Origin of the sequence: Streptomyces sp. NPDC058650, assembly GCF_042717315.1 — a bacterium.
Taxonomy (GTDB): Bacteria; Actinomycetota; Actinomycetes; order Streptomycetales; family Streptomycetaceae; genus Streptomyces.
The window spans coordinates 676939-696080 of sequence record NZ_JBHXRL010000001.1 but is presented as its reverse complement, the minus strand read 5'-3'; the positions used below and the strand labels follow the sequence as shown (position 1 = coordinate 696080).

20 protein-coding genes and 4 tRNA genes are annotated in these 19142 nt (G+C 70.2%); 13 read left to right on the top strand and 11 right to left on the bottom strand.

The annotated features are described in order from the left end of the window. Window positions 1–52: 52 nt before the first annotated feature. Both ACFWWU_RS03430 and ACFWWU_RS03425 read left to right on the top strand, forming a co-directional pair. Window positions 53–126: transfer RNA gene (locus ACFWWU_RS03430), tRNA-Asp, on the top strand. Window positions 127–250: 124 nt separating this feature from the next. Further along, window positions 251–442, top strand: coding sequence for a DUF6274 family protein (locus ACFWWU_RS03425; RefSeq protein ID WP_384138258.1), 192 nt, complete (start codon window positions 251–253; stop codon window positions 440–442). 330 nt (window positions 443–772) lie between these two features. Here the strand turns inward: ACFWWU_RS03425 and bldC are convergent, their stop codons facing one another. Then, the gene (gene bldC, locus ACFWWU_RS03420; RefSeq protein WP_003949541.1) at window positions 773–979 is read right to left on the bottom strand and encodes a developmental transcriptional regulator BldC; all 207 of its coding nucleotides are present in this window, start codon (window positions 977–979) and stop codon (window positions 773–775) included. Between the two features lie 587 nt (window positions 980–1566). After that, window positions 1567–2412, bottom strand: a complete 846-nt coding sequence (locus ACFWWU_RS03415; protein ID WP_384138256.1) for a hypothetical protein — start codon at window positions 2410–2412, stop codon at window positions 1567–1569. Between the two features lie 175 nt (window positions 2413–2587). On the opposite strand from ACFWWU_RS03415, the gene ACFWWU_RS03410 reads away from it, so the two are divergent. After that, a complete protein-coding gene (locus ACFWWU_RS03410; RefSeq protein ID WP_384138254.1) occupies window positions 2588–3697 on the top strand; it encodes a Leu/Phe/Val dehydrogenase in 1110 nt (369 codons plus the stop codon). A gap of 290 nt (window positions 3698–3987) precedes the next feature. Then, window positions 3988–4239: a DUF3073 domain-containing protein gene (locus ACFWWU_RS03405; protein WP_024756846.1), complete on the top strand. Its 252-nt coding sequence runs from the start codon at window positions 3988–3990 to the stop codon at window positions 4237–4239. A 171-nt stretch (window positions 4240–4410) separates the two neighbouring features. Here ACFWWU_RS03405 and purM read toward each other — a convergent pair whose 3' ends face one another. The 4 genes from purM to ACFWWU_RS03385 all read right to left on the bottom strand — a co-directional run bounded on the left by purM (window position 4411) and on the right by ACFWWU_RS03385 (window position 8991). Further along, the gene (gene purM / locus ACFWWU_RS03400) at window positions 4411–5496 is read right to left on the bottom strand and encodes a phosphoribosylformylglycinamidine cyclo-ligase (RefSeq protein WP_329622183.1); all 1086 of its coding nucleotides are present in this window, start codon (window positions 5494–5496) and stop codon (window positions 4411–4413) included. Window positions 5497–5540: 44 nt separating this feature from the next. After that, complete coding sequence (gene purF, locus ACFWWU_RS03395; RefSeq protein ID WP_384138251.1) at window positions 5541–7067, bottom strand: amidophosphoribosyltransferase; 1527 nt, start codon at window positions 7065–7067, stop codon at window positions 5541–5543. A 285-nt stretch (window positions 7068–7352) separates the two neighbouring features. Next, complete coding sequence (locus ACFWWU_RS03390) at window positions 7353–8168, bottom strand: META domain-containing protein (RefSeq protein ID WP_384138249.1); 816 nt, start codon at window positions 8166–8168, stop codon at window positions 7353–7355. A gap of 34 nt (window positions 8169–8202) precedes the next feature. Beyond that, window positions 8203–8991: a sterol carrier family protein gene (locus tag ACFWWU_RS03385; protein ID WP_384138247.1), complete on the bottom strand. Its 789-nt coding sequence runs from the start codon at window positions 8989–8991 to the stop codon at window positions 8203–8205. A gap of 82 nt (window positions 8992–9073) precedes the next feature. On the opposite strand from ACFWWU_RS03385, the gene ACFWWU_RS03380 reads away from it, so the two are divergent. Beyond that, on the top strand, window positions 9074–9481 hold the full coding sequence (locus ACFWWU_RS03380) for a nuclear transport factor 2 family protein (protein WP_384138245.1): 408 nt from the start codon (window positions 9074–9076) through the stop codon (window positions 9479–9481). On the opposite strand, the gene ACFWWU_RS03375 is transcribed toward ACFWWU_RS03380, so the two are convergent. The 5 genes from ACFWWU_RS03375 to purS all read right to left on the bottom strand — a co-directional run bounded on the left by ACFWWU_RS03375 (window position 9466) and on the right by purS (window position 14179). Continuing rightward, window positions 9466–10302, bottom strand: a complete 837-nt coding sequence (locus tag ACFWWU_RS03375) for a M23 family metallopeptidase (RefSeq protein WP_384138243.1) — start codon at window positions 10300–10302, stop codon at window positions 9466–9468. The two genes, ACFWWU_RS03380 and ACFWWU_RS03375, sit on opposite strands and share 16 nt — an antisense overlap. 58 nt (window positions 10303–10360) lie before the next feature. Further along, window positions 10361–10876, bottom strand: a complete 516-nt coding sequence (locus ACFWWU_RS03370) for an ArsR/SmtB family transcription factor (protein WP_384138241.1) — start codon at window positions 10874–10876, stop codon at window positions 10361–10363. Window positions 10877–10971: 95 nt separating this feature from the next. Beyond that, the gene (gene purL / locus ACFWWU_RS03365) at window positions 10972–13257 is read right to left on the bottom strand and encodes a phosphoribosylformylglycinamidine synthase subunit PurL (RefSeq protein ID WP_384138239.1); all 2286 of its coding nucleotides are present in this window, start codon (window positions 13255–13257) and stop codon (window positions 10972–10974) included. Beyond that, the gene (gene purQ, locus ACFWWU_RS03360; protein ID WP_024756855.1) at window positions 13257–13937 is read right to left on the bottom strand and encodes a phosphoribosylformylglycinamidine synthase subunit PurQ; all 681 of its coding nucleotides are present in this window, start codon (window positions 13935–13937) and stop codon (window positions 13257–13259) included. The genes purL and purQ overlap by 1 nt, the downstream gene beginning before the upstream one ends. Further along, window positions 13934–14179, bottom strand: coding sequence for a phosphoribosylformylglycinamidine synthase subunit PurS (gene purS / locus ACFWWU_RS03355; RefSeq protein ID WP_015035032.1), 246 nt, complete (start codon window positions 14177–14179; stop codon window positions 13934–13936). The genes purQ and purS overlap by 4 nt, the downstream gene beginning before the upstream one ends. A 378-nt stretch (window positions 14180–14557) precedes the next feature. On the opposite strand from purS, the gene ACFWWU_RS03350 reads away from it, so the two are divergent. From ACFWWU_RS03350 to ACFWWU_RS03315, 8 genes are all read left to right on the top strand, one after another. Continuing rightward, a complete protein-coding gene (locus ACFWWU_RS03350) occupies window positions 14558–14905 on the top strand; it encodes an Lsr2 family protein (protein WP_384138236.1) in 348 nt (115 codons plus the stop codon). Between the two features lie 95 nt (window positions 14906–15000). Further along, window positions 15001–15072, top strand: a tRNA-Gly gene (locus ACFWWU_RS03345). A gap of 79 nt (window positions 15073–15151) precedes the next feature. Next, a tRNA-Gly gene (locus ACFWWU_RS03340) sits at window positions 15152–15224 on the top strand. Window positions 15225–15391: 167 nt separating this feature from the next. Continuing rightward, on the top strand, window positions 15392–16333 hold the full coding sequence (locus ACFWWU_RS03335; protein WP_384138234.1) for an ABC transporter ATP-binding protein: 942 nt from the start codon (window positions 15392–15394) through the stop codon (window positions 16331–16333). Then, window positions 16330–17094, top strand: coding sequence for an ABC transporter permease (locus ACFWWU_RS03330; protein ID WP_384138232.1), 765 nt, complete (start codon window positions 16330–16332; stop codon window positions 17092–17094). The genes ACFWWU_RS03335 and ACFWWU_RS03330 overlap by 4 nt, the downstream gene beginning before the upstream one ends. A gap of 27 nt (window positions 17095–17121) precedes the next feature. Further along, window positions 17122–18402: a sensor histidine kinase gene (locus ACFWWU_RS03325; RefSeq protein WP_384138230.1), complete on the top strand. Its 1281-nt coding sequence runs from the start codon at window positions 17122–17124 to the stop codon at window positions 18400–18402. Beyond that, window positions 18399–19013, top strand: coding sequence for a response regulator (locus tag ACFWWU_RS03320; protein ID WP_384138228.1), 615 nt, complete (start codon window positions 18399–18401; stop codon window positions 19011–19013). The genes ACFWWU_RS03325 and ACFWWU_RS03320 overlap by 4 nt, the downstream gene beginning before the upstream one ends. 22 nt (window positions 19014–19035) lie before the next feature. Then, window positions 19036–19111, top strand: a tRNA-Gly gene (locus tag ACFWWU_RS03315). Window positions 19112–19142: the final 31 nt, after the last annotated feature.

Sequence of the window (19142 nt, the reverse complement as noted above, 5' to 3'; positions counted from 1 at the left end):
CTGACCTGCTGTACAGTCTTCCTCGCAGCCACTTACGAGGGGCTGCGAGCAAGGACCTGTGGAGCAGTTGGTTAGCTCGCCACCCTGTCAAGGTGGAGGTCGCGGGTTCAAGTCCCGTCAGGTTCGCTTTCCCGAAGGCCCGCATCGCGAGATGCGGGCCTTCGTTGTGTTCCCGTGTATTGACGGCGCGGGGCGCCCGCCGGTACCCCGGAGTCAGGGAATCGGGGGACCGCAGCGGAGGGGGTCGCACATGGCAGCGGCGTCGGCGGCACGACACGACACGCGAGCGCTGCTGCGCGCCCATCTGGCGGCCGCTTCCCGGTACGGACACCTCACCCGCCACTGCGTGGTCTGCCATCGCCTCCAGCGGCTCGTCATGGAGTTCCCGGAGCCCGAGGGGCCGGAGCCGACGGCAGAGGACGAAAGTCCCACCGACCCGTGACCAACGGCGGCTTGGAAGCGATCCCCGAAGTGGCAGGCTGTTGATTGGCAAGGCTTCACCAGTGTGACGGGTGTCACCGAAGGAGTTTCAAGAACCCCTTCACTTACACCCCTCCTACACCAGCCCGATTTAATATGTGCAATTGCACCACCTCCCGCAGAGTGGCGCCAGGCACAAAAAAGATCGCGCCAGACCCGGCGGAGTCCAGCGCGATCGTTGACGAAGGCCTGTTGGGGCAGGATTCCGTCGGCAGTACTAGGGGTGGGCGACCGGATTGGGGGATCCGGACAGGCCCGGTGTTACAGGGTGCTGCGGGGTGTTGAGCGAGCCTCAGGCCTCGCTGCGCTGCTGCGGAATACCCGCGAGCAGAGCGCGAACCTCGGCCTCGCGGTAACGACGGTGCCCACCCAGGGTGCGGATGGACGTGAGCTTGCCCGCCTTCGCCCAACGGGTCACCGTCTTCGGGTCCACACGGAACATCGTGGCAACCTCGGCAGGGGTCAGCAGCGGCTCGGCATCAGGGGTGCGAGCGGTCATGAGCGGCCTCCTCGGGAGAACCGAACCAATCTCGGTTCTTTCCTCTAAATTCTGCACCTTGACCCGCCTTGCCCGAAATGGCAGAAGCGGGCCGAGTCGGTTATAGGACGAACGGCTTGTCCTCGGCACTACAACTACACCATCCGTCCAGCCACGTCGGCCAAACCGATGGAATTGCCCTCGCAGGTGTTCATCAGCGGCGGAAGTCGATGGACCATGCCATAACGGACAGTCACGCGTCTGTGACGATCAGTCACAGGGCGATCAGGAGTCCTCAGACCCCCCATAGAGTGCAATGCTGAGCGTTCCGCCCATACTTGGACGGAAGGAACCCTCCCCGGACTCCTTGTCCTATTTTGGCACGAGGATGGGTGATGGACGCAAGGGTGCGTTAAGTGCTGTCCGTCACGCTTGAGCCAAAGGCCCGGATCAGGACCAACGTCCTCGACCTCCCCGTGCCGAAAGACCCCGGCGCGCGGAGCGCGCCGAGAAGCCCCCGGAGCCGTCGGGTCCGGATGCCTGAAGATCATTTACCCCAGCCGGACATGTCTTGTCGATGGCGACCTGACGAAGATGCCCGACTGATGTCAGTTCGCGCCCCGCAGGTCCCTGACGACCCGCCAGCGCTCCGCGAGCCGCCCGTACACCTCACCGGCCCGCTCGCCGTCCCCCGCCCTGAGCGCCGCGATCCCCTCCGCCATCTCCGCCGCCGACCGCTCCGCCGCCAGCCACTCCTCCGCGACCGCGTGCACCAGGCCACCGAAGTCCAGCTCCACGAGCGCCCGCGGATGGAACTCCTCCAGCCAGCGGCCCACGTCCACCAGGCCCTCCGTCATCGGGCCCTCCTCGATCGACTCCCGCAGGGCCCGCAGCGCCCGCGCGAGCCGCCGCCGCGCCTGCGCCATCGTCGTCCGGTAGCGCAGCACCGGCGCTGCCTCGGGGCCGCCCGGCTCGTACCGCCGGTCCTCGTCCCCGAAGAGCGCGAACCAGCGCAGCGGCACCTGCCAGACCGCCGTACGGATCCACGGCCGCGCGTCGGGGTTCCTGCTCAGCCACCGTTCGTAGTCGCCGGCGATCTGAGACCGCACCACCGGCGGCAGCATGGCGTCGAGCACCGGCCCCGGGTAGCCGTCGGCCATCAGCTCCTCGACGGCCAGCCAGCTCCGCAGCCGGGTCCGCCACGGACAGATCACCACCACCCCGTCCAGGTGTGCGACGAAGGCCTCCGCGCTCTCCTGGACCGGCACCGGCACCGGGGGCGTCGGCAGCAGGTCGGCGAGCGAGCGCCGCAGCTCCTCCTGCGCCCCGGGAGTGCGCGGCCGGCGGGCGTACCGGGACCAGTGGCTCCGCTCCGGCTCGGGGAACGCGGCCAGCGGCTCGTAGACCCGCAGATAGGACGCGTAGGGGACGAGGACCGAGGAGGCGACCGTCATGCCGCGAATCCTTCCACGGAGGTACTCCGGGAGGGGGTGATCCCGAAGGACAGGGGGTGATCCTGAGCACTGCGGCCGATCTACGCACAGGTAGCACTTACTCTCTTGCCGAACTGGTCCTCCCCCACCCGCAGGGAGGGCCGCAACCGCCGCCTCGTACTTGGGAGTCACCACCGTGACCGATGTGACCGGCGCTCCTGTCGTTCCCGCAGACGTGCTGCACACCCTGTTCCACTCGGAGCAGGGTGGCCACGAGCAAGTCGTGCTCTGCCAGGACCGCGCCACCGGCCTCAAGGCCGTCATCGCCATCCACTCCACCGCCCTGGGCCCGGCCCTCGGCGGGACCCGCTTCTACCCGTACGCCACCGAGGCCGAGGCGATCGCCGACGCGCTCAACCTCTCGCGCGGCATGTCGTACAAGAACGCCATGGCCGGCCTCGACCACGGCGGCGGCAAGGCCGTCATCATCGGGGACCCCGAGAAGATCGAGCCGAGTCAGAAAACAGCGCTGCTGCTCGCCTACGGGCGCATGGTGGCCTCCCTCGGCGGCCGCTACGTGACGGCCTGCGACGTCGGCACCTACGTGGCCGACATGGACGTCGTCGCCCGCGAGAACCGGTGGACCACCGGCCGGTCCCCCGAGAACGGCGGCGCCGGCGACTCCTCGGTCCTCACCGCCTTCGGCGTCTTCCAGGGCATGCGCGCCTCCGCGCAGACCCTGTGGGGCGACCCGACGCTGCGCGGCCGCAAGGTCGGCGTCGCGGGCGTCGGCAAGGTCGGCCACTACCTCGTCGAGCACCTCCTGGAGGACGGCGCCGAGGTCGTCGTCACCGACGTGCGCGAGGAGTCGGTCCGCCGGATCACCGACAAGCACCCGCAGGTCTCCGTCGTCGCCGACACCGACGCGCTGATCCGTGTCGAGGGCCTGGACGTCTACGCGCCCTGCGCGCTCGGCGGCGCCCTGAACGACGAGACCGTGCCCGTGCTCACCGCGAAGATCGTCTGCGGCGCGGCCAACAACCAGCTCGCGCACCCCGGTGTCGAGAAGGACCTGTCGGACCGCGGGATCCTCTACGCGCCCGACTACGTGGTCAACGCCGGTGGCGTGATCCAGGTCGCCGACGAGCTGCACGGCTTCGACTTCGACCGCTGCAAGGCGAAGGCCACGAAGATCTTCGACACCACGCTGGCCATATTCGCACGTGCGAATGCGGACGGAATTCCGCCGGCCGCGGCGGCCGACCGGATCGCCGAGCAGCGGATGGCGGAGGCCCGACGGGGCTGAGCCCCGGCCCGGCCGCACGGAGGATCGGCCCGCCGTCGGCGAGACTTCGCTCACGCCGCTCGGCGGGTCGGGCCTCCAGAAGAGGTTAAAATCGCGATTGACCAGCGAGGAAAGGGCGCCTCGCGGGTTCTGTACCGAGGTATGTGATGCGCACGGCGTACCGTAGAGCCGAGGAAACAGGTACCGTTGAAGCCCTACGGGCCGGTCTCTCTGTCGAGAGCCCGTTCCGAATCATGAACGCGTGTCAAGACTCTGGGGTCATCGAGCCCCGTCACCGAGGGGGTCGAGCCATGGGGCGCGGCCGGGCAAAGGCCAAGCAGACCAAGGTCGCCCGCCAGCTGAAGTACAGCAGCGGCGGGACTGACCTGTCGCGTCTGGCCAATGAGCTGGGCGCTTCGACTTCGAACCAGCCGCCGAATGGCGAGCCGTTCGAGGACGACGACGAGGAAGACGACCCGTACGCGCAGTACGCGTCTCTCTACGACGACGAGGACGAGGACGAGGACGACGAGTCCGGTCCATCGTCCCCACGTCGCGCTTGACCTTCTGAATCACCGAAACCCGGTCCGGTTACACCCGGCCGGGTTTCCGTGCTGTCCTGCTCCGCACGGGCGTACGGACCGGATGTACGGACCGGATGTCCGGATGTACGGACATACGACAGAGGCCCGGCAGCACCCCCTGAGGGGTGCTGCCGGGCCTCTGTCCACTTCCTACTTGGCGTAGTCCCCGACCAGCTCCGCGCCCGTCGTGTGCGCGCCGCGCTCGGTGATCTCGCCCGCGACCCAGGCCTCGACCCCGCGGTCCGCGAGGGTCGTCAGGGCCACGTCCACAGAGTCGGCCGGCACGACGGCCATCATGCCGACGCCCATGTTCAGGGTCTTCTCCAGCTCCAGGCGCTCCACCTGACCGGCCTTGCCGACCAGGTCGAAGATCGCGCCGGGGGTCCAGGTGGAGCGGTCGACCGTGGCGTGCAGGCCGTCCGGGATCACCCGGGCCAGGTTGGCGGCGAGACCGCCGCCCGTGATGTGGCTGTACGCGTGGACGTCCGTGGTCCGGGTGAGGGCCAGGCAGTCCAGCGAGTAGATCTTGGTGGGCTCCAGGAGCTCCTCGCCGAGGGTCCGGCCGAGCTCCTCGACCCGCTGGTCCAGGGTCATGCCGGCGCGGTCGAAGACCACGTGCCGGACGAGCGAGTACCCGTTGGAGTGAAGACCCGAGGAGGCCATGGCGATGACCGCGTCCCCCGTACGGATGCGATCGGCGCCGAGGAGGCGGTCGTGCTCCACGACACCCGTGCCGGCGCCGGCGACGTCGAAGTCGTCCGGGCCGAGGAGGCCCGGGTGCTCCGCGGTCTCGCCGCCGACCAGGGCGCAGCCGGCGAGGACGCAGCCCTCGGCGATGCCCTTGACGATGGCGGCGACCCGCTCGGGGTGGACCTTGCCGACGCAGATGTAGTCGGTCATGAAGAGCGGCTCGGCGCCGCAGACGACGATGTCGTCCATGACCATCGCGACCAGGTCGTGGCCGATCGTGTCGTACACGCCCATCTGGCGGGCGATGTCGACCTTCGTGCCGACGCCGTCGGTCGCCGAGGCGAGCAGCGGACGCTCGTAGCGCTTGAGGGCGGAGGCGTCGAAGAGACCGGCGAAGCCGCCCAGGCCCCCAAGGCCCGCGACTTCCGCGCGCTGCGTCTTCTTCACCCACTCCTTCATGAGCTCGACGGCGCGGTCGCCCGCCTCGATGTCGACGCCCGCGCTCGCGTAGCTGGCGCCGCTTCCGGCACTGGTGGACTCAGACATGCTGAAGAACTTTCGTGTCGTACTGCGGGGTGTGCAGCGGGGTCTTACGGGCGGCGCAGGGCGTCGGAGGCCGCGGTGGCGGCCGGTCCCGCGGCCAGCTCGGTCTCCAGGAGCTGCTTGCCGAGGAGCTCGGGGTCCGGGAGCTCCATCGGGTACTCGCCGTCGAAGCAGGCACGGCAGAGGTTCGGCTTCTGGATCGTGGTCGCCTCGATCATCCCCTCCAGGGAGATGTACGAGAGCGAGTCCGCACCGAGCGACTTGCCGATCTCGTCGATCGACATGCCGTTGGCGATCAGCTCCGCGCGGGTGGCGAAGTCGATGCCGAAGAAGCAGGGCCACTTCACCGGCGGCGAGGAGATCCGGATGTGGATCTCGGCCGCGCCGGCCTCGCGGAGCATCCGGACGAGAGCGCGCTGGGTGTTGCCGCGGACGATCGAGTCGTCGACGACCACCAGGCGCTTGCCCTTGATGACTTCCTTGAGCGGGTTCAGCTTCAGCCGGATGCCGAGCTGGCGGATGGTCTGGGAGGGCTGGATGAAGGTGCGCCCGACGTAGGCGTTCTTCACCAGGCCCGCGCCGAAGGGGATGCCCGAGGCCTCGGCGTAGCCGATGGCGGCCGGGGTACCGGACTCCGGAGTCGCTATCACCAGGTCGGCGTCGACCGGCGCCTCCTTCGCGAGGCGGCGGCCCATCTCCACGCGGGAGAGGTAGACGTTCCGCCCGGCGATGTCGGTGTCGGGGCGAGCCAGGTACACGTACTCGAAGACGCAGCCCTTGGGCTTCGCTTCCGCGAATCGCGAGGTACGGATGCCGTTCTCGTCGATCGCGATCATCTCGCCCGGCTCGACCTCGCGGACGTAGCTGGCGCCGCAGATGTCGAGGGCGGCGGACTCGGAGGCGACCACCCAGCCGCGCTCCAGCCGGCCGAGGACCAGCGGGCGGATGCCCTGCGGGTCACGGGCCGCGTAGAGCGTGTGCTCGTCCATGAAGACGAGGGAGAAGGCGCCCCGGACATCGGGAAGGACCTTGGCGGCACCCTCCTCGATGGTGAGCGGCTTGCCCTCGTCGTCGACCTGGGCGGCGAGGAGCGCCGTCAGCAGGTCGGTGTCGTTGGTGGCCGCGACACGAGTGGAGCGGCCTTCCTTCTTGGGCAGGTCGGCGACCATTTCGGCAAGCTGCGCCGTGTTCACCAGGTTGCCGTTGTGGCCGAGCGCGATCGAGCCGTGGGCGGTCGCCCTGAACGTCGGCTGCGCGTTCTCCCACACGGACGCCCCGGTGGTCGAGTAGCGGGCGTGACCGACCGCGATATGACCTTGGAGGGAACCGAGAGAGGTCTCGTCGAAGACCTGGGACACGAGGCCCATGTCCTTGAAGACGAGGATCTGGGAGCCATTGCTCACCGCGATACCCGCGGATTCCTGGCCCCGATGCTGGAGGGCGTAGAGCCCGAAGTACGTGAGCTTTGCGACCTCTTCACCCGGAGCCCAGACACCGAAGACGCCACAAGCGTCCTGGGGGCCTTTCTCTCCGGGGAGCAAGTCGTGATTGAGTCGACCGTCACCACGTGGCACGTTTCCGAGTGTAGACGGGCTCGCCCACTGGTCCGAATTGAAGAAAAGCGGGCCCTGTGCCACTCGTGCGATCGCACGAAATGATCATCTCCGACTTGGAGGGGCCTACAAGGCAGGCGCGGGAAGGGATTCCGCCTCCGGGCCCCCCATGAGCAGACGCTCGTACCAGCCTTCGAAGGCCCCCGCGATGTGACGGAGTGCACCTCTTTTTTGGGCTCGGTCCACCTCCGGGGCGCCCGAGCCGGGCTCACCCGCTGGTCCCCGGGGGAGGGACGGGCTGCTCCCCTACGGGGTGGCCGTGGCCGTGAGGCCCTCGCCCGAGGCGTCGGTGAGGGTCAGGGTGCGGTGGTCGAGGCGGTAGGTGAGCGGGCCGTCGAGGAGCTCGTACAGCTTCGTCTCCAGCTCCATCTCCGCGCTCGCGCACATCATGCGGGTGGTCGCCGCCGGTCCCTCGACCGTGAGGGTGGTGCCGTCGACGCGGGCGGTGGCGGCGAAGTTGTTGCAGCCCAGATTGCCGGCGACCCGGCCGTCCTCGCCGAGCGTGAAGCGCGCCTTGCTCCCGCTGCCGGCGGGCAGCGAGGCGGCCGTGTCGCCGGAGACGAGGGAGTCGACCTTCCAGGTGGTGCCGCGCAGCGGGGCGCCCGGCTCCGAGGCCAGTTCGAGGTCGTTCCGGCCGTCGGCCGACACGAGGGTGAACCGTCCCCCCTTGATCGTGCCCGTGAGCGGGTCCGAGAAGGCCTTGAGCAGCTCCCGCTCGAAGCGCTCCCGGTCGCCGGGACAGCCGATCGCGGTGATCTCCTCCGGGGTGACGGTGAGGATGTCGCCGTTCACCTCGGCGGTGGCGCCGAAGTGGTTGCAGCCGGTGTTGCCCCGGGCGCGGCCGTCCTCCGTGAACGCGATGCGCGCGTCGGCGGGGGCGGTGGACCTGCGCCCGTCGACCGTCACGGCCTTGATCGACCAGTGCGTCCCGCCGACGGGCAGGCCGACACCGACGGTCCCGGCCGGCGCGGCGCCGGGACCCCGCTCGGTGCCGCAGGCGGTGGCAGTGGCGGTGAGGAGCAGGAGCGGGACCAGGGCGGCGAGGGCGCGTGGCTTCGGCATGGAGATGGGACGGGCCGGCCCCCGCGTCGGTTCCCTAGGACAGGACCGGCAGTACGTCGCTCAGGTCGGCGCGTTCGCCGCTCGCGCTCACGCGGGCCGCCTCCTTCTCCGTCGCCCACTCCGCGCGCCCGGTCGCGAGCCTGATCCAGGTCAGCGGGTCCGTCTCGACGACGTTGGGCGGGGTGCCCCGGGTGTGCCGGGGGCCCTCCACGCACTGCACGACCGCGTACGGCGGGATCCGCACCTCGACGGCGCCGCCGGGGGCCTTCGCCGCGAGGGCGTCGGCGAGCAGCCGGACGCAGGCGGCGAGGGCCTGCCGGTCGTACGGGATGGCGGCGCCGGTCGCCGCGTTCAGGTCGTCGGTGTGGACGACCATCTCGACGGTCCGGGTCACGAGGAAGTCGGCGAGGGTCATGGCGCCCAGGCGGGTCCGGACGAGCCGCTCGTCGGCGGCGCCCGCGACCCGCTCCTCGTACCGCGCGGCCGTCCGCGCGTACAGGCCCGCCAGGTCGGCCGTGTCGATCGCCCGGGTGTCCTCGTCGATGCCCGCGGCGGCCGTGGCGGTGGCCAGGGGCCAGTCGAGGAGGGTGAGTTCCCGCTTCGCCGGCTCGGGCTCGTCGAGGTTCCGCGCGACCGCTCCCACGGCCATCGTCACGTGGGCCGCCAGCTCCCGTACGGTCCACTCCCCCAGCCGGGTCGGCCTGGCGAGCTGCTCGGGCGTGAGCGCCGCCACCCCGTCCCGTACGTTCCCGAACTGGGCGAGCACGGCGGCCCGGGTCTTGGCGGAGTCGTAGCTGCGGGTGCGCTTCTTGGCCGGTGGCATGGGGGCGAGGGTAGCCGGAGACTGAAAGGGAGGGAGGGCTTCCCGCACACACCTCCACGCGCACGAGAGGGGTCGAGCAGCCATGGCTGAGCACCCTGACATCGCCTTGGTCCGCCAGGGCTTCGAGGCCTGGACCCGAGGGGACATGGAGACCGTCGGCACCCTGATGACGGCCGACTGTACGCACCACTCCCCCGGCAACAGCCAGATCTCCGGGCACTTCAAGGGCCGGGACAACATCCTCGCCATGTACGGAAAGATGTTCGAGCTCACCGGCGGCAAGATGCAGGTGAAGCTGGACAGCATCTCCGTCGACGGCCGCGGCCACGCGGTGGCGTCGAACAAGTTCTTCGCCGAGCGCGGTGACCGGGGCATCGAGATGAAGGGCGCGCTGATCTTCACGATCATGGGTGGCAAGATCACCGACATCGACGAGTGCGTCGAGGACATCGAGCAGTCCGACGCCTTCTGGGGTCAGGCGGAGGGCTGAGACTCCGCGACGGGCGCTGCCTCGAAGGTCGCACCGCTCGCCGGTACGCCGATCCCGGTCCAGGTGAACGGGACGCCCAGGCCCGTGTCCAGGTCCGGGCCGTCCATCAGCTGGAAGTGCACGTGGGGCTCGGTGGAGTTGCCCGAGTTGCCGCACCGGGCGAGTTCCTGGCCGGCGACGACCCGGTCGCCCGCCCGCACGGCCAGCGAGCCGCGCCGCAGGTGCGCGTACATCGCGTACGTACCGTCGCCGAGGTCGAGGACGACGTGGTTGCCGGTCACGCGGCGGGCGCCGGCGAGCGCGCGGACGGAGGACTCGATCAGGATCAGGTAGAGCAGCGCGGGCAGCGAGTTGCGGCTGAGGTGGTCGCGCTGGCCGTCCTCGGCGTGGACGACGGTCGCGTCGGCCACGGCGAGGAGGGGCGCGTCGAAGGCGGGGAAGTCCCGGTTGCCGCGGACCAGGGGCCAGAGCCAGGCGAAGGAGGGGCGCGGACGCTTCTCGTCCTCCTCCACGATGTCGATGGCGTACGTCTGGCCGAGGCGGTGCGTGCCGTGGCTCGGCGTCCGGTCGGCCGGGCTGTTGAGGGCCGACCAGAGGCCGGTGACCGGCGGGCCCACCTCGACCGTCTCCCGAGGTCGCGCCGCGAGCCGGCGGCGGGCGGTCGCGGAGATCGCGAGCCCGAGTCCGACGGCGGCGATCGCCGGCAGCCAGCCCGCCCAGTACGGGTAGGGCGGCTCGACGGCCACCGAGGCGAGCGCCTGCACGATGAACAGCAGCCAGAGTGCGCGGTGCAGCACGGTCATGGACTTGCGCGAAAGCATGGACGTTCCCCCTGGGTTCCCCTGTGTCGGTCCCGGTCCCGGGTCTCGGTCTCGGTCTTTACGGGCGGGCTGCGGTGAGCATCACCAGGAGCGGGACGACCCGCGCCCCGGGCACCTCGTAGCGGCCCCGGCCCGTCGTGTGGAGCCAGCCGGCGCCGGTGAGCTGCTTCAGGTGGTGGTAGATCTGGCCGGTCGTGCCGATCTCCGCCAGTTCCGCCAGCTCGGCTGCGGTGCGGCGGCCACCGAGGATCTCCCGCAGCAGCCGGAGCCGTACCGGATGACCGAGCGCCGCGAAGGAGTCGGCGGTCTCGGCCCACTCCTCGTCGAGCAGCCGCTCGGTGAGCGCGCCGAACTGCCACTCGTACCGCTCCTCGGTCGGCAGCCGGACCGAACCCGTGAACAGCACACCGCCGTCGGCGCCCTGCTCGCCCGCCTCGGCGAGCTCCGCCTTGAACCCCTCCAGGGCCCAGAGCGCGCTCTCCGTGGACGCGCGGCGGTCGGGTGCGGGGCGCTCGGCGCCCTCCAGGGCGGCCATGCGCCGTTCGAGTGCGGCGACCCGCTCTTCCAGCTCCATGACTCGGAGATTACGTAATTACGTAATCCCTTGCAAGCGGGAAACGGGAAAACCCCCGCCCGGAAGGGGCGGAGGTTTTCTCGGAAAGCGTCGGATCAGGCCAGCAGGGCCGGGATCGTCGCCTCGTGGGCCGTGCGCAGCTCCTCCAGGGAGAGCGCGAACTCGCCCTGGACGTCCACGACGTCACCGTCGACGACACCGATCCGGGTCGCCGGCAGACCCCGCGCACCGCACATGTCGGTGAAGCGGAGCTCCTCGCTGCGCGGGACGGCGACGACCGCACGGCCCGCCGACTCGCTGAAGAGGAAGGTGAAGGCGTCCAGGCCCTCCGGGACGACCAGACGCGCGCCGTTCCCGCCGCGCAGGCAGGACTCGACGACCGCCTGCACGAGACCGCCGTCGGACAGGTCGTGCGCCGCGTCGATCATGCCGTCGCGGGAGGCCGAGATCAGGATGTCGCCGAGCAGCTTCTCCCGGTCGAGGTCCACGGCCGGCGGCATGCCGCCGAGGTGCTGGTGGATCACCTCGGACCAGGCCGAGCCGCCGAACTCCTCACGCGTGTCGCCGAGCAGGTAGAGGAGCTGGCCCTCTTCCGCGAAGGCGATCGGCGTACGGCGGTTGACGTCGTCGATCACACCGAGCACGGCCACGACCGGCGTCGGGTGGATCGCGGTCTCGCCCGTCTGGTTGTAGAGCGAGACGTTTCCACCGGTGACCGGCGTGCCGAGCTGGAGGCAGCCGTCCGCGAGACCACGGGTGGCCTCGGCGAACTGCCACATGACAGCCGGGTCCTCGGGCGAACCGAAGTTCAGGCAGTCCGAGATGGCGAGCGGCTTGGCACCGGACGCGGCGACGTTGCGGTACGCCTCCGCCAGCGCGAGCTGCGCACCCGTGTACGGGTCGAGCTTCGCGTACCGGCCGTTGCCGTCGGTCGCCATGGCCACGCCGAGGTTGGTCTCCTCGTCGATACGGACCATGCCCGCGTCCTCGGGCTGCGCCAGGACCGTATTGCCCTGCACGAACCGGTCGTACTGGTCCGTGATCCAGGACTTCGAGGCCTGGTTCGGGGAGGAGACGAGCTTCAGGACCTGGTCCTTCAGCGCGGCGCCGTCCTGCGGCCGGGGCAGCTTGCCGGCGTCGTCGGCCTGGAGCGCGTCCTGCCACTCCGGGCGGGCGTACGGCCGGTGGTACGTCGGGCCCTCGTGGGCGACGGAGCGCGGCGGCACGTCGACGATCTGCTCGCCGTGCCAGAAGATCTCCAGGCGCTCGCCCTCGGTCACCTCACCGATGACGGTGGCGATGACGTCCCACTTCTCGCAGATCTCCAGGAAGCGGTCGACGTGCTGCGGCTCGACGATCGCGCACATGCGCTCCTGCGACTCGCTCATGAGGATTTCCTCGGGCGAGAGCGTCGCGTCGCGCAGGTGGACCTTCTCGAGGTCGACGTGCATGCCACCGGAGCCGGCCGAGGCCAGCTCGGACGTGGCGCAGGAGAGCCCGGCGCCGCCGAGGTCCTGGATGCCCGCGACCAGCTTCTCCTTGAAGATCTCCAGGGTGCACTCGATGAGGAGCTTCTCCTGGAAGGGGTCGCCGACCTGCACGGCGGGGCGCTTCGTCGGCTTCGAGTCGTCGAAGGTCTCCGAGGCCAGCACGGACACGCCACCGATGCCGTCGCCACCCGTGCGGGCGCCGTACAGGATCACCTTGTTGCCCGGGCCGGAGGCCTTGGCGAGGTGGATGTCCTCGTGCCTCATCACGCCGATGCAGCCGGCGTTGACCAGCGGGTTGCCCTGGTAGCAGGAGTCGAAGACGACCTCGCCGCCGATGTTCGGCAGGCCCAGGCAGTTGCCGTAGCCGCCGATGCCCGCGACGACACCGGGCAGCACGCGCTTGGTGTCGGGGTGGTCGGCCGCGCCGAAGCGCAGCGGGTCGACGACCGCGACCGGGCGGGCGCCCATGGCGAGGATGTCGCGGACGATGCCGCCGACGCCGGTGGCCGCGCCCTGGTAGGGCTCGATGTACGAGGGGTGGTTGTGCGACTCGACCTTGAAGGTGACCGCGTAGCCCTGGCCCACGTCGACGACGCCGGCGTTCTCGCCGATGCCGACGAGCATGGCGTCGTTCTCCGGGACCTTCTCGCCGAACTGCTTCAGGTGGACCTTGCTGCTCTTGTAGGAGCAGTGCTCGGACCACATGACGGAGTACATGGCGAGCTCGGCGCCGGTGGGACGGCGGCCCAGGATCTCGCGGATGCGCGCGTACTCGTCCTCCTTGAGGCCGAGCTCCTTCCAGGGCTGCTCGCTGTCCGGCGTCTCGCTCGCGTGCTTGACGGTGTCGAAAGCTCGGGGGTACGGGGGTCGCCCCCCGGAAGAAGGCAGCATCAGGCGTTGACCAGCTTCTTGAGGATCGAGGTGAAGAAACCGAGGCCGTCCGTCTTGCCGGTGCCGACCAGCGGCTCGACGGCGTGCTCCGGGTGCGGCATGAGGCCGACCACGTTGCCCGCGGCGTTGGTGATGCCCGCGATGTCGCGCAGCGAGCCGTTGGGGTTCACGTCCAGGTAGCGGAAGGCCACCCGCCCCTCGGCCTCGAGCTCGTCGAGCGTGCGCTCGTCGGCGACGTACCGGCCGTCCATGTTCTTGAGCGGGACCTCGATCTCCTGGCCCCGCTCGTAGTCGGACGTCCAGGCGGTCTCCGCGTTCTCCACCCGCAGCTTCTGGTCGCGGCAGATGAAGTGGAGGTGGTTGTTGCGCAGCATCGCGCCCGGCAGCAGATGGGCCTCGGTGAGGATCTGGAAGCCGTTGCAGATGCCGAGGACGGGCATGCCCGCCTTGGCCTGCTCGATGATGCTCTCCATCACCGGCGAGAAGCGGGAGATGGCTCCGGCCCGCAGGTAGTCGCCGTAGGAGAAACCGCCGGCCAGAACCACGGCGTCGACCTGCTTGAGGTCCTTGTCGCGGTGCCAGAGCGAGACGGGCTCGGCGCCCGCGAGGCGGGCGGCGCGCAGCGCGTCCTGGTCGTCGAGCGTTCCGGGGAACGTGACGACGCCGATGCGTGCGGTCACGACTCGACCTTCACGACGAAGTCTTCGATCACGGTGTTGGCAAGGAAGGTTTCGGCCATCTCATGGATGCGGGCGAGGGCGGCGTCGTCGACCGGCCCCTCCACCTCCAGCTCGAAGCGCTTCCCCTGACGGACGTCGGCGATTCCGGCGAATCCCAGGCGAGGCAGTGCACGCTGCACCGCCTGCCCCTGAGGGTCCAGAATCTCCGGCTTGAGCATGACGTCGACTACGACGCGTGCCACTGGCACTCCCGGTGGTGTGTTGCGTGGGCGGTTCCCTCAGCGTACCTGCCTCCAAATTCTACGCGGGTAGAGATCTGAAGGATCCTCCAAAGAGATCCACCAAAGACCCGTGAACGGACCGCCAACGGACCGCGAACACCACCCACCGCCCCACGCACACTCGCGCGCAAATTTCCAGCGAAATATCGCGGCCCCCAATCCGCCGGGACACGCTGAAACAATTGCCGGGGCTTCACAATGCGACGTCTACCGCTGTACAAAGGAATACAGAGGAAAGCAGCATTGTCCCGGCACAGTCGAACGGTCGGCATCGTCGCACGTCAGAGACGTCACAAGCGTCGTTCCGACCCCGGCGGCCGCAGGAAAGGACCGATATCCGTGGCTCAGCGTGTGGTGGTCACTCTCTCCGATGACATCGACGGCGGAGAAGCTGCTGAGACGGTCGCGTTCGCCCTCGACGGGAAGACGTACGAGATCGACCTGAATGCTGCCAATGCAAAGAAACTCCGCAAGACCCTCGCCCCCTACCTCGCCGCCGGCCGCAAGCAGCCGGCCGGAGCGAAGGGCGGGACGAAGGAGCGAGCGGGCGTCGAGACCTACACCCGGACCGCGCTCGCGCCCGACCCTGCGGCGGTCCGCGCCTGGGCGCAGTCCAACAAGATGGACGTGCCCGCGAGGGGCCGGATCCCGAAGAAGGTCTACGAGGCCTTCCACGCCGCGAGCTGACGCGCGGGGGCGGATTTGCATTCCACCCCCCATGATCCGCTAGAGTCTGGAACACGCCGAGGGGCGAGGCCGCAGGGCCGAACCTCACGCAGCGTGCGGGTGTAGTTCAGTAGTAGAACATCCCCCTTCCAGGGGGAAGGCGCAGTGTGCAATTCCTGTCACCCGCTCTGCATCGCATTACCAAGCACTCCGGTGCATCAGGTAGAGTGGTGCTCGCGCCGCCCAGTGAAAGCTGGTCGGAGGCATGCGGACGTGGCTCAGTTGGTAGAGCATCACCTTGCCAAGGTGAGGGTCGCGAGTTCGAATCTCGTCGTCCGCTCAGGAAGTCGAAGGCCCCGGTTCTCAGGAACCGGGGCCTTCGTCGTGTCCCCATGCCCTCGCTTCCCCGTGGCCCCCGTGGCGCCTGCTGCTCCCCATGACATTTGTCAGAAGCCGCGATGACAGCGCGCACTGCCGGCCGGCCCCGGCCGCCGGGAGCCTGGACACATGACCAACGCGATCGAAGCGGAAGGCCTGCGCCGCGGCTACTCCGGCGGCTTCGAGGCCGTGCGCGGCATCTCCTTCACCGTCCCCCAGGGCGAGATCTTCGCCCTCCTCGGCACCAACGGCGCCGGCAAGACCTCCACCGTCGAACTCCTGGAGGGCCTCGCCGCCCCCAGCGCCGGAACCGCCCGCGTCCTCGGCCACGACCCGTACCGCGAACGGGCCGCCGTCCGGCCCCGCATCGGGGTGATGCTCCAGGAAGGCGGCTTCCCCAGCGATCTGACCGTGGCCGAAACCGTACGGATGTGGGCGGGCTGCACCAGCGGCGCCCGACCCGCCGGCGAGGCACTGGAGGCCGTCGGACTCGGCTCCCGCGAACGGGTCCGGATCAAGCAGCTCTCCGGCGGCGAGCGGCGGCGCCTCGACCTCGCCCTCGCGCTCCTCGGCCGCCCCGAGGTCCTCTTCCTCGACGAGCCGACCACCGGACTCGACGCGGAAGGGCGGCACGACACCTGGGAACTGGTGCGGGCGCTGCGCGACGAGGGGACGACCGTGCTCCTCACCACGCACTACCTGGAGGAGGCCGAGTCCCTGGCCGACCGGCTCGCGATCATGCACCAGGGGCGGATCGTGCTCTCCGGCACCCCGGCCGAGGTCACCGCCGCCCGGCCCGCCCGGATCCGCTTCACCCTCCCCGAGGGAGTCGAGCCCGCCCGGCTGCCGCTCACGCTGAAGGCCGCCGCCCAGGGCCCGCGCGTGGAGATCCGTACGCACGCGTTGCAGGACGCGCTCGGCGAACTCCTCGGCTGGGCCCGCGAGGCGGGCGTACGGCTCCACGGGCTCGACGCCCGCTCGGCCACCCTCGAAGAGGCGTTCCTGGAGATCGCCTCCCGCACCGACGCCCTGGACGTGGACCGGGACGTGGACCTGGAGACCGCCCGATGAACGCGACCGCACGCCGGATGACCTCGCTGGGACGGGCCGAGCTCACCCTCCTCGGGCGGAACAAGAACAATCTCTTCATCGCCCTCCTCATGCCGCTGATGATGATCTTCGTACTGCGGTCCTCGCTCGGGCAGATGAGTTCGGACGAGCTGCCCGGCGGTATGGCGGGAACCACCGTCATCGGCGGGACGGGGCTGGTCCTCGTCCTCGTCGTCTACATGGGCCTCGTCTCCGCCCTCGTGGCCCGCCGCGAGGAACTCGTCCTCAAGCGGCTGCGCACGGGCGAGGCGACCGACCTGGAGATCCTCGGCGGCGCCGCGCTCCCGTCCGCCGCCATCGCGCTCATCCAGTGCGCCGTCCTCACGGTCGGCGGCGCCCTCGTCCTCGACGTCCCCGCGCCCCAGCGGCCGGACCTGCTCGTGCTCGGCCTGCTCGCCGCGATCCTGCTGCTCGCCGGACTGGCGGCCGCGACCACCGCCATCACGCGGAACGTCGAGAGCGCGGGCCTCACCACCCTGCCGTTCTTCCTGATCTCGGCCATGGGCTCGGGGCTGATGGTCCCGCTCGACGTCCTTCCGGACCTGGCCGCGAACATCGCCCGACTGCTGCCGTTCAGCGGAGTCATGGAGTTCGTCCGGGCCGGGTGGCTCGGCGTCGGCGACACCAAGGACCTCATGACCGCCGCTCTCACCACGCTGGCCTGGGGCGCCCTCACCGTGTTTGCTGTCCGCAGGTGGTTCCGCTGGGAACCCCGCAGGTGAATGAGGGACCGAAGGGAGTCCGGGCGCGTGTCCAGGCTGACGGGGTGGTGGACCCGGCGCGGCAGTGCGGCCAAGGTCGAGCTGTACACACGGTGGAGCTTCCACTTCTTCATGGTGATCGAGATCGCCGCCATCGGTCTGGTACCGGTCTCGAACGCCCGGTACAACCCGCTCGTCACCCCCCTCGGGCTCATGCTGACGCTGCTGGTCTGCGCGCACGCCGTGCTGAACGCCGTGCTCTCCTCACGCGCCCTGGACTGGGCCCTGGACCGGCGTGACCGGCCGGTGAGGCTCGCGACCGCGTTGACCCTCCTGACCGCCGTCGGTTCTCTGGCGGTGATCGCGCTGCGGGCCACCGGCGTGCTGGACGACCCCTCGATCGTCGCCGCCGTCGTCACCGGCCTGGTCACCTTCACCATGAGCGGCCTCGTGCTCTGCGTGCGCCGGCCCCGGCGCATGCTGTACGTCGTCCCGGCCGCCGGGCTCGCGACCGGCACCGCGGTCGTGGCGATGGGCATCCACCCGGGCGAAGGCCTCGGCTACGCGATCGGGATCACCCTGAGCGGTGGCGGGCTCGCCGCCGCCTGCGGCTTCTCCGCCTGGCTGATGAAGATCGTCTGGGAGCTGGAGCGCTCCCGGGACGTGCAGGCCCGGCTCGCCGTCGCCGAGGAGCGGCTGCGGTTCGGGCGGGACCTGCACGACATCCTCGGCCGGAACCTCTCGGTGATCGCCCTCAAGAGCGAGCTCGCCGTGCAGCTCGCCCGGCGGGAACGGCCTGAGGCCGTCGACCAGATGATCGAGGTGCAGCGCATCGCCCGGGAGTCCCAGCGGGAAGTGCGGGACGTCGTACGCGGCTACCGCGAGGCGGACCTGCGGGTGGAGCTGGAGGGCGCGCGGGGCGTCCTCGACGCGGCCGGGATCGACTGCGCCGTCGACTCCCCCTTCGCCTCCCCCTTCGCCTCCTCCGGCGGTTCCTCCGGCCGCTCCTCCCGGCTCGTGCTGCCCGGCGAGGTGCAGTCGGCGCTCGGATGGGTGGTCCGGGAGGCCACGACGAACGTACTGAGGCACGGGGACGCGCGGCGCTGCGCGATCGCCGTCCGCGAGAAGGAGGGTGCGGTGCTGCTGACGGTGGAGAACGACGGGGCGGGAAGCCCTTCCGGACCCGGCGGCCCGCCCGGTTCGGGGCTCGCCGGGCTTCGCGAGCGGCTCGCGGCCGTCGGCGGGACCCTGGAGGCCGGGCCCGGCGACGGCGGTACGTTCCGGGTGACGGCCCGGGTGCCCGTGCCCCGTACGGAGGTGACCGGGTGACCCCGCCCGTACGTCTCCTGCTCGCCGACGACGAGCATCTGATCCGCGGCGCTCTCGCCGCGCTGCTCGGCCTGGAGGACGACCTCGTCGTCGTCGCCGAGGCCGCGACCGGGCCCGAGGCGCTCGCCATGGCCCGCGCCCACCAACCCGACGTCGCCGTGCTCGATCTGCAGATGCCGGGCGCGGACGGTGTGACGGTCGCCACGGTCCTGCGGGACGAACTGCCCGGCTGCCGCACCATGATCGTGACCGGTCACGGCCGTCCGGGGCACCTCAAGCGGGCCCTCTCCGCCGGCGTCCGGGGCTTCGTCCCGAAGACCGTCAGCGCCCAGCGGCTCGCCGAGATCATCCGTACCGTGCACGCCGGAAACCGTTACGTGGACCCGGAGTTGGCGTCCGACGCGATCGCCGCGGGGGACTCGCCGCTGACCGCCCGGGAGGCCGAGGTCCTCGAACTCTCCGCCGACGGGGCGCCCGTCGCGGAGATCGCCCGGCGCGCCTCGCTCTCCCCCGGAACCGTCCGGAACTACCTCTCCTCGGCCGCCGCCAAGCTCGGCGCCGAGAACCGTCACACGGCGGTGCGTCTCGCGCAGGCGAAAGGATGGGTATAGTTGGCTCCGCGCTACGGCGCATGCGGACGTGGCTCAGTTGGTAGAGCATCACCTTGCCAAGGTGAGGGTCGCGAGTTCGAATCTCGTCGTCCGCTCCATGAAGAAGCCCCCCGGTCGATCCGACCGGGG

Bases quoted from the DNA above. Each gene is read 5' to 3' on its own strand.
- ACFWWU_RS03425 (WP_384138258.1), top strand. From the start codon at position 251: ATGGCAGCGGCGTCGGCGGCACGACACGACACGCGAGCGCTGCTGCGC.
- bldC (WP_003949541.1), bottom strand. From the start codon at position 979: ATGACCGCTCGCACCCCTGATGCCGAGCCGCTGCTGACCCCTGCCGAG.
- ACFWWU_RS03415 (WP_384138256.1), bottom strand. From the start codon at position 2,412: ATGACGGTCGCCTCCTCGGTCCTCGTCCCCTACGCGTCCTATCTGCGG.
- ACFWWU_RS03405 (WP_024756846.1), top strand. From the start codon at position 3,988: ATGGGGCGCGGCCGGGCAAAGGCCAAGCAGACCAAGGTCGCCCGCCAG.
- purM (WP_329622183.1), bottom strand. From the start codon at position 5,496: ATGTCTGAGTCCACCAGTGCCGGAAGCGGCGCCAGCTACGCGAGCGCG.
- ACFWWU_RS03390 (WP_384138249.1), bottom strand. From the start codon at position 8,168: ATGCCGAAGCCACGCGCCCTCGCCGCCCTGGTCCCGCTCCTGCTCCTC.
- ACFWWU_RS03385 (WP_384138247.1), bottom strand. From the start codon at position 8,991: ATGCCACCGGCCAAGAAGCGCACCCGCAGCTACGACTCCGCCAAGACC.
- ACFWWU_RS03380 (WP_384138245.1), top strand. From the start codon at position 9,074: ATGGCTGAGCACCCTGACATCGCCTTGGTCCGCCAGGGCTTCGAGGCC.
- ACFWWU_RS03375 (WP_384138243.1), bottom strand. From the start codon at position 10,302: ATGCTTTCGCGCAAGTCCATGACCGTGCTGCACCGCGCACTCTGGCTG.
- ACFWWU_RS03370 (WP_384138241.1), bottom strand. From the start codon at position 10,876: ATGGAGCTGGAAGAGCGGGTCGCCGCACTCGAACGGCGCATGGCCGCC.
- purL (WP_384138239.1), bottom strand. From the start codon at position 13,257: ATGCTGCCTTCTTCCGGGGGGCGACCCCCGTACCCCCGAGCTTTCGAC.
- ACFWWU_RS03335 (WP_384138234.1), top strand. From the start codon at position 15,392: ATGACCAACGCGATCGAAGCGGAAGGCCTGCGCCGCGGCTACTCCGGC.
- ACFWWU_RS03330 (WP_384138232.1), top strand. From the start codon at position 16,330: ATGAACGCGACCGCACGCCGGATGACCTCGCTGGGACGGGCCGAGCTC.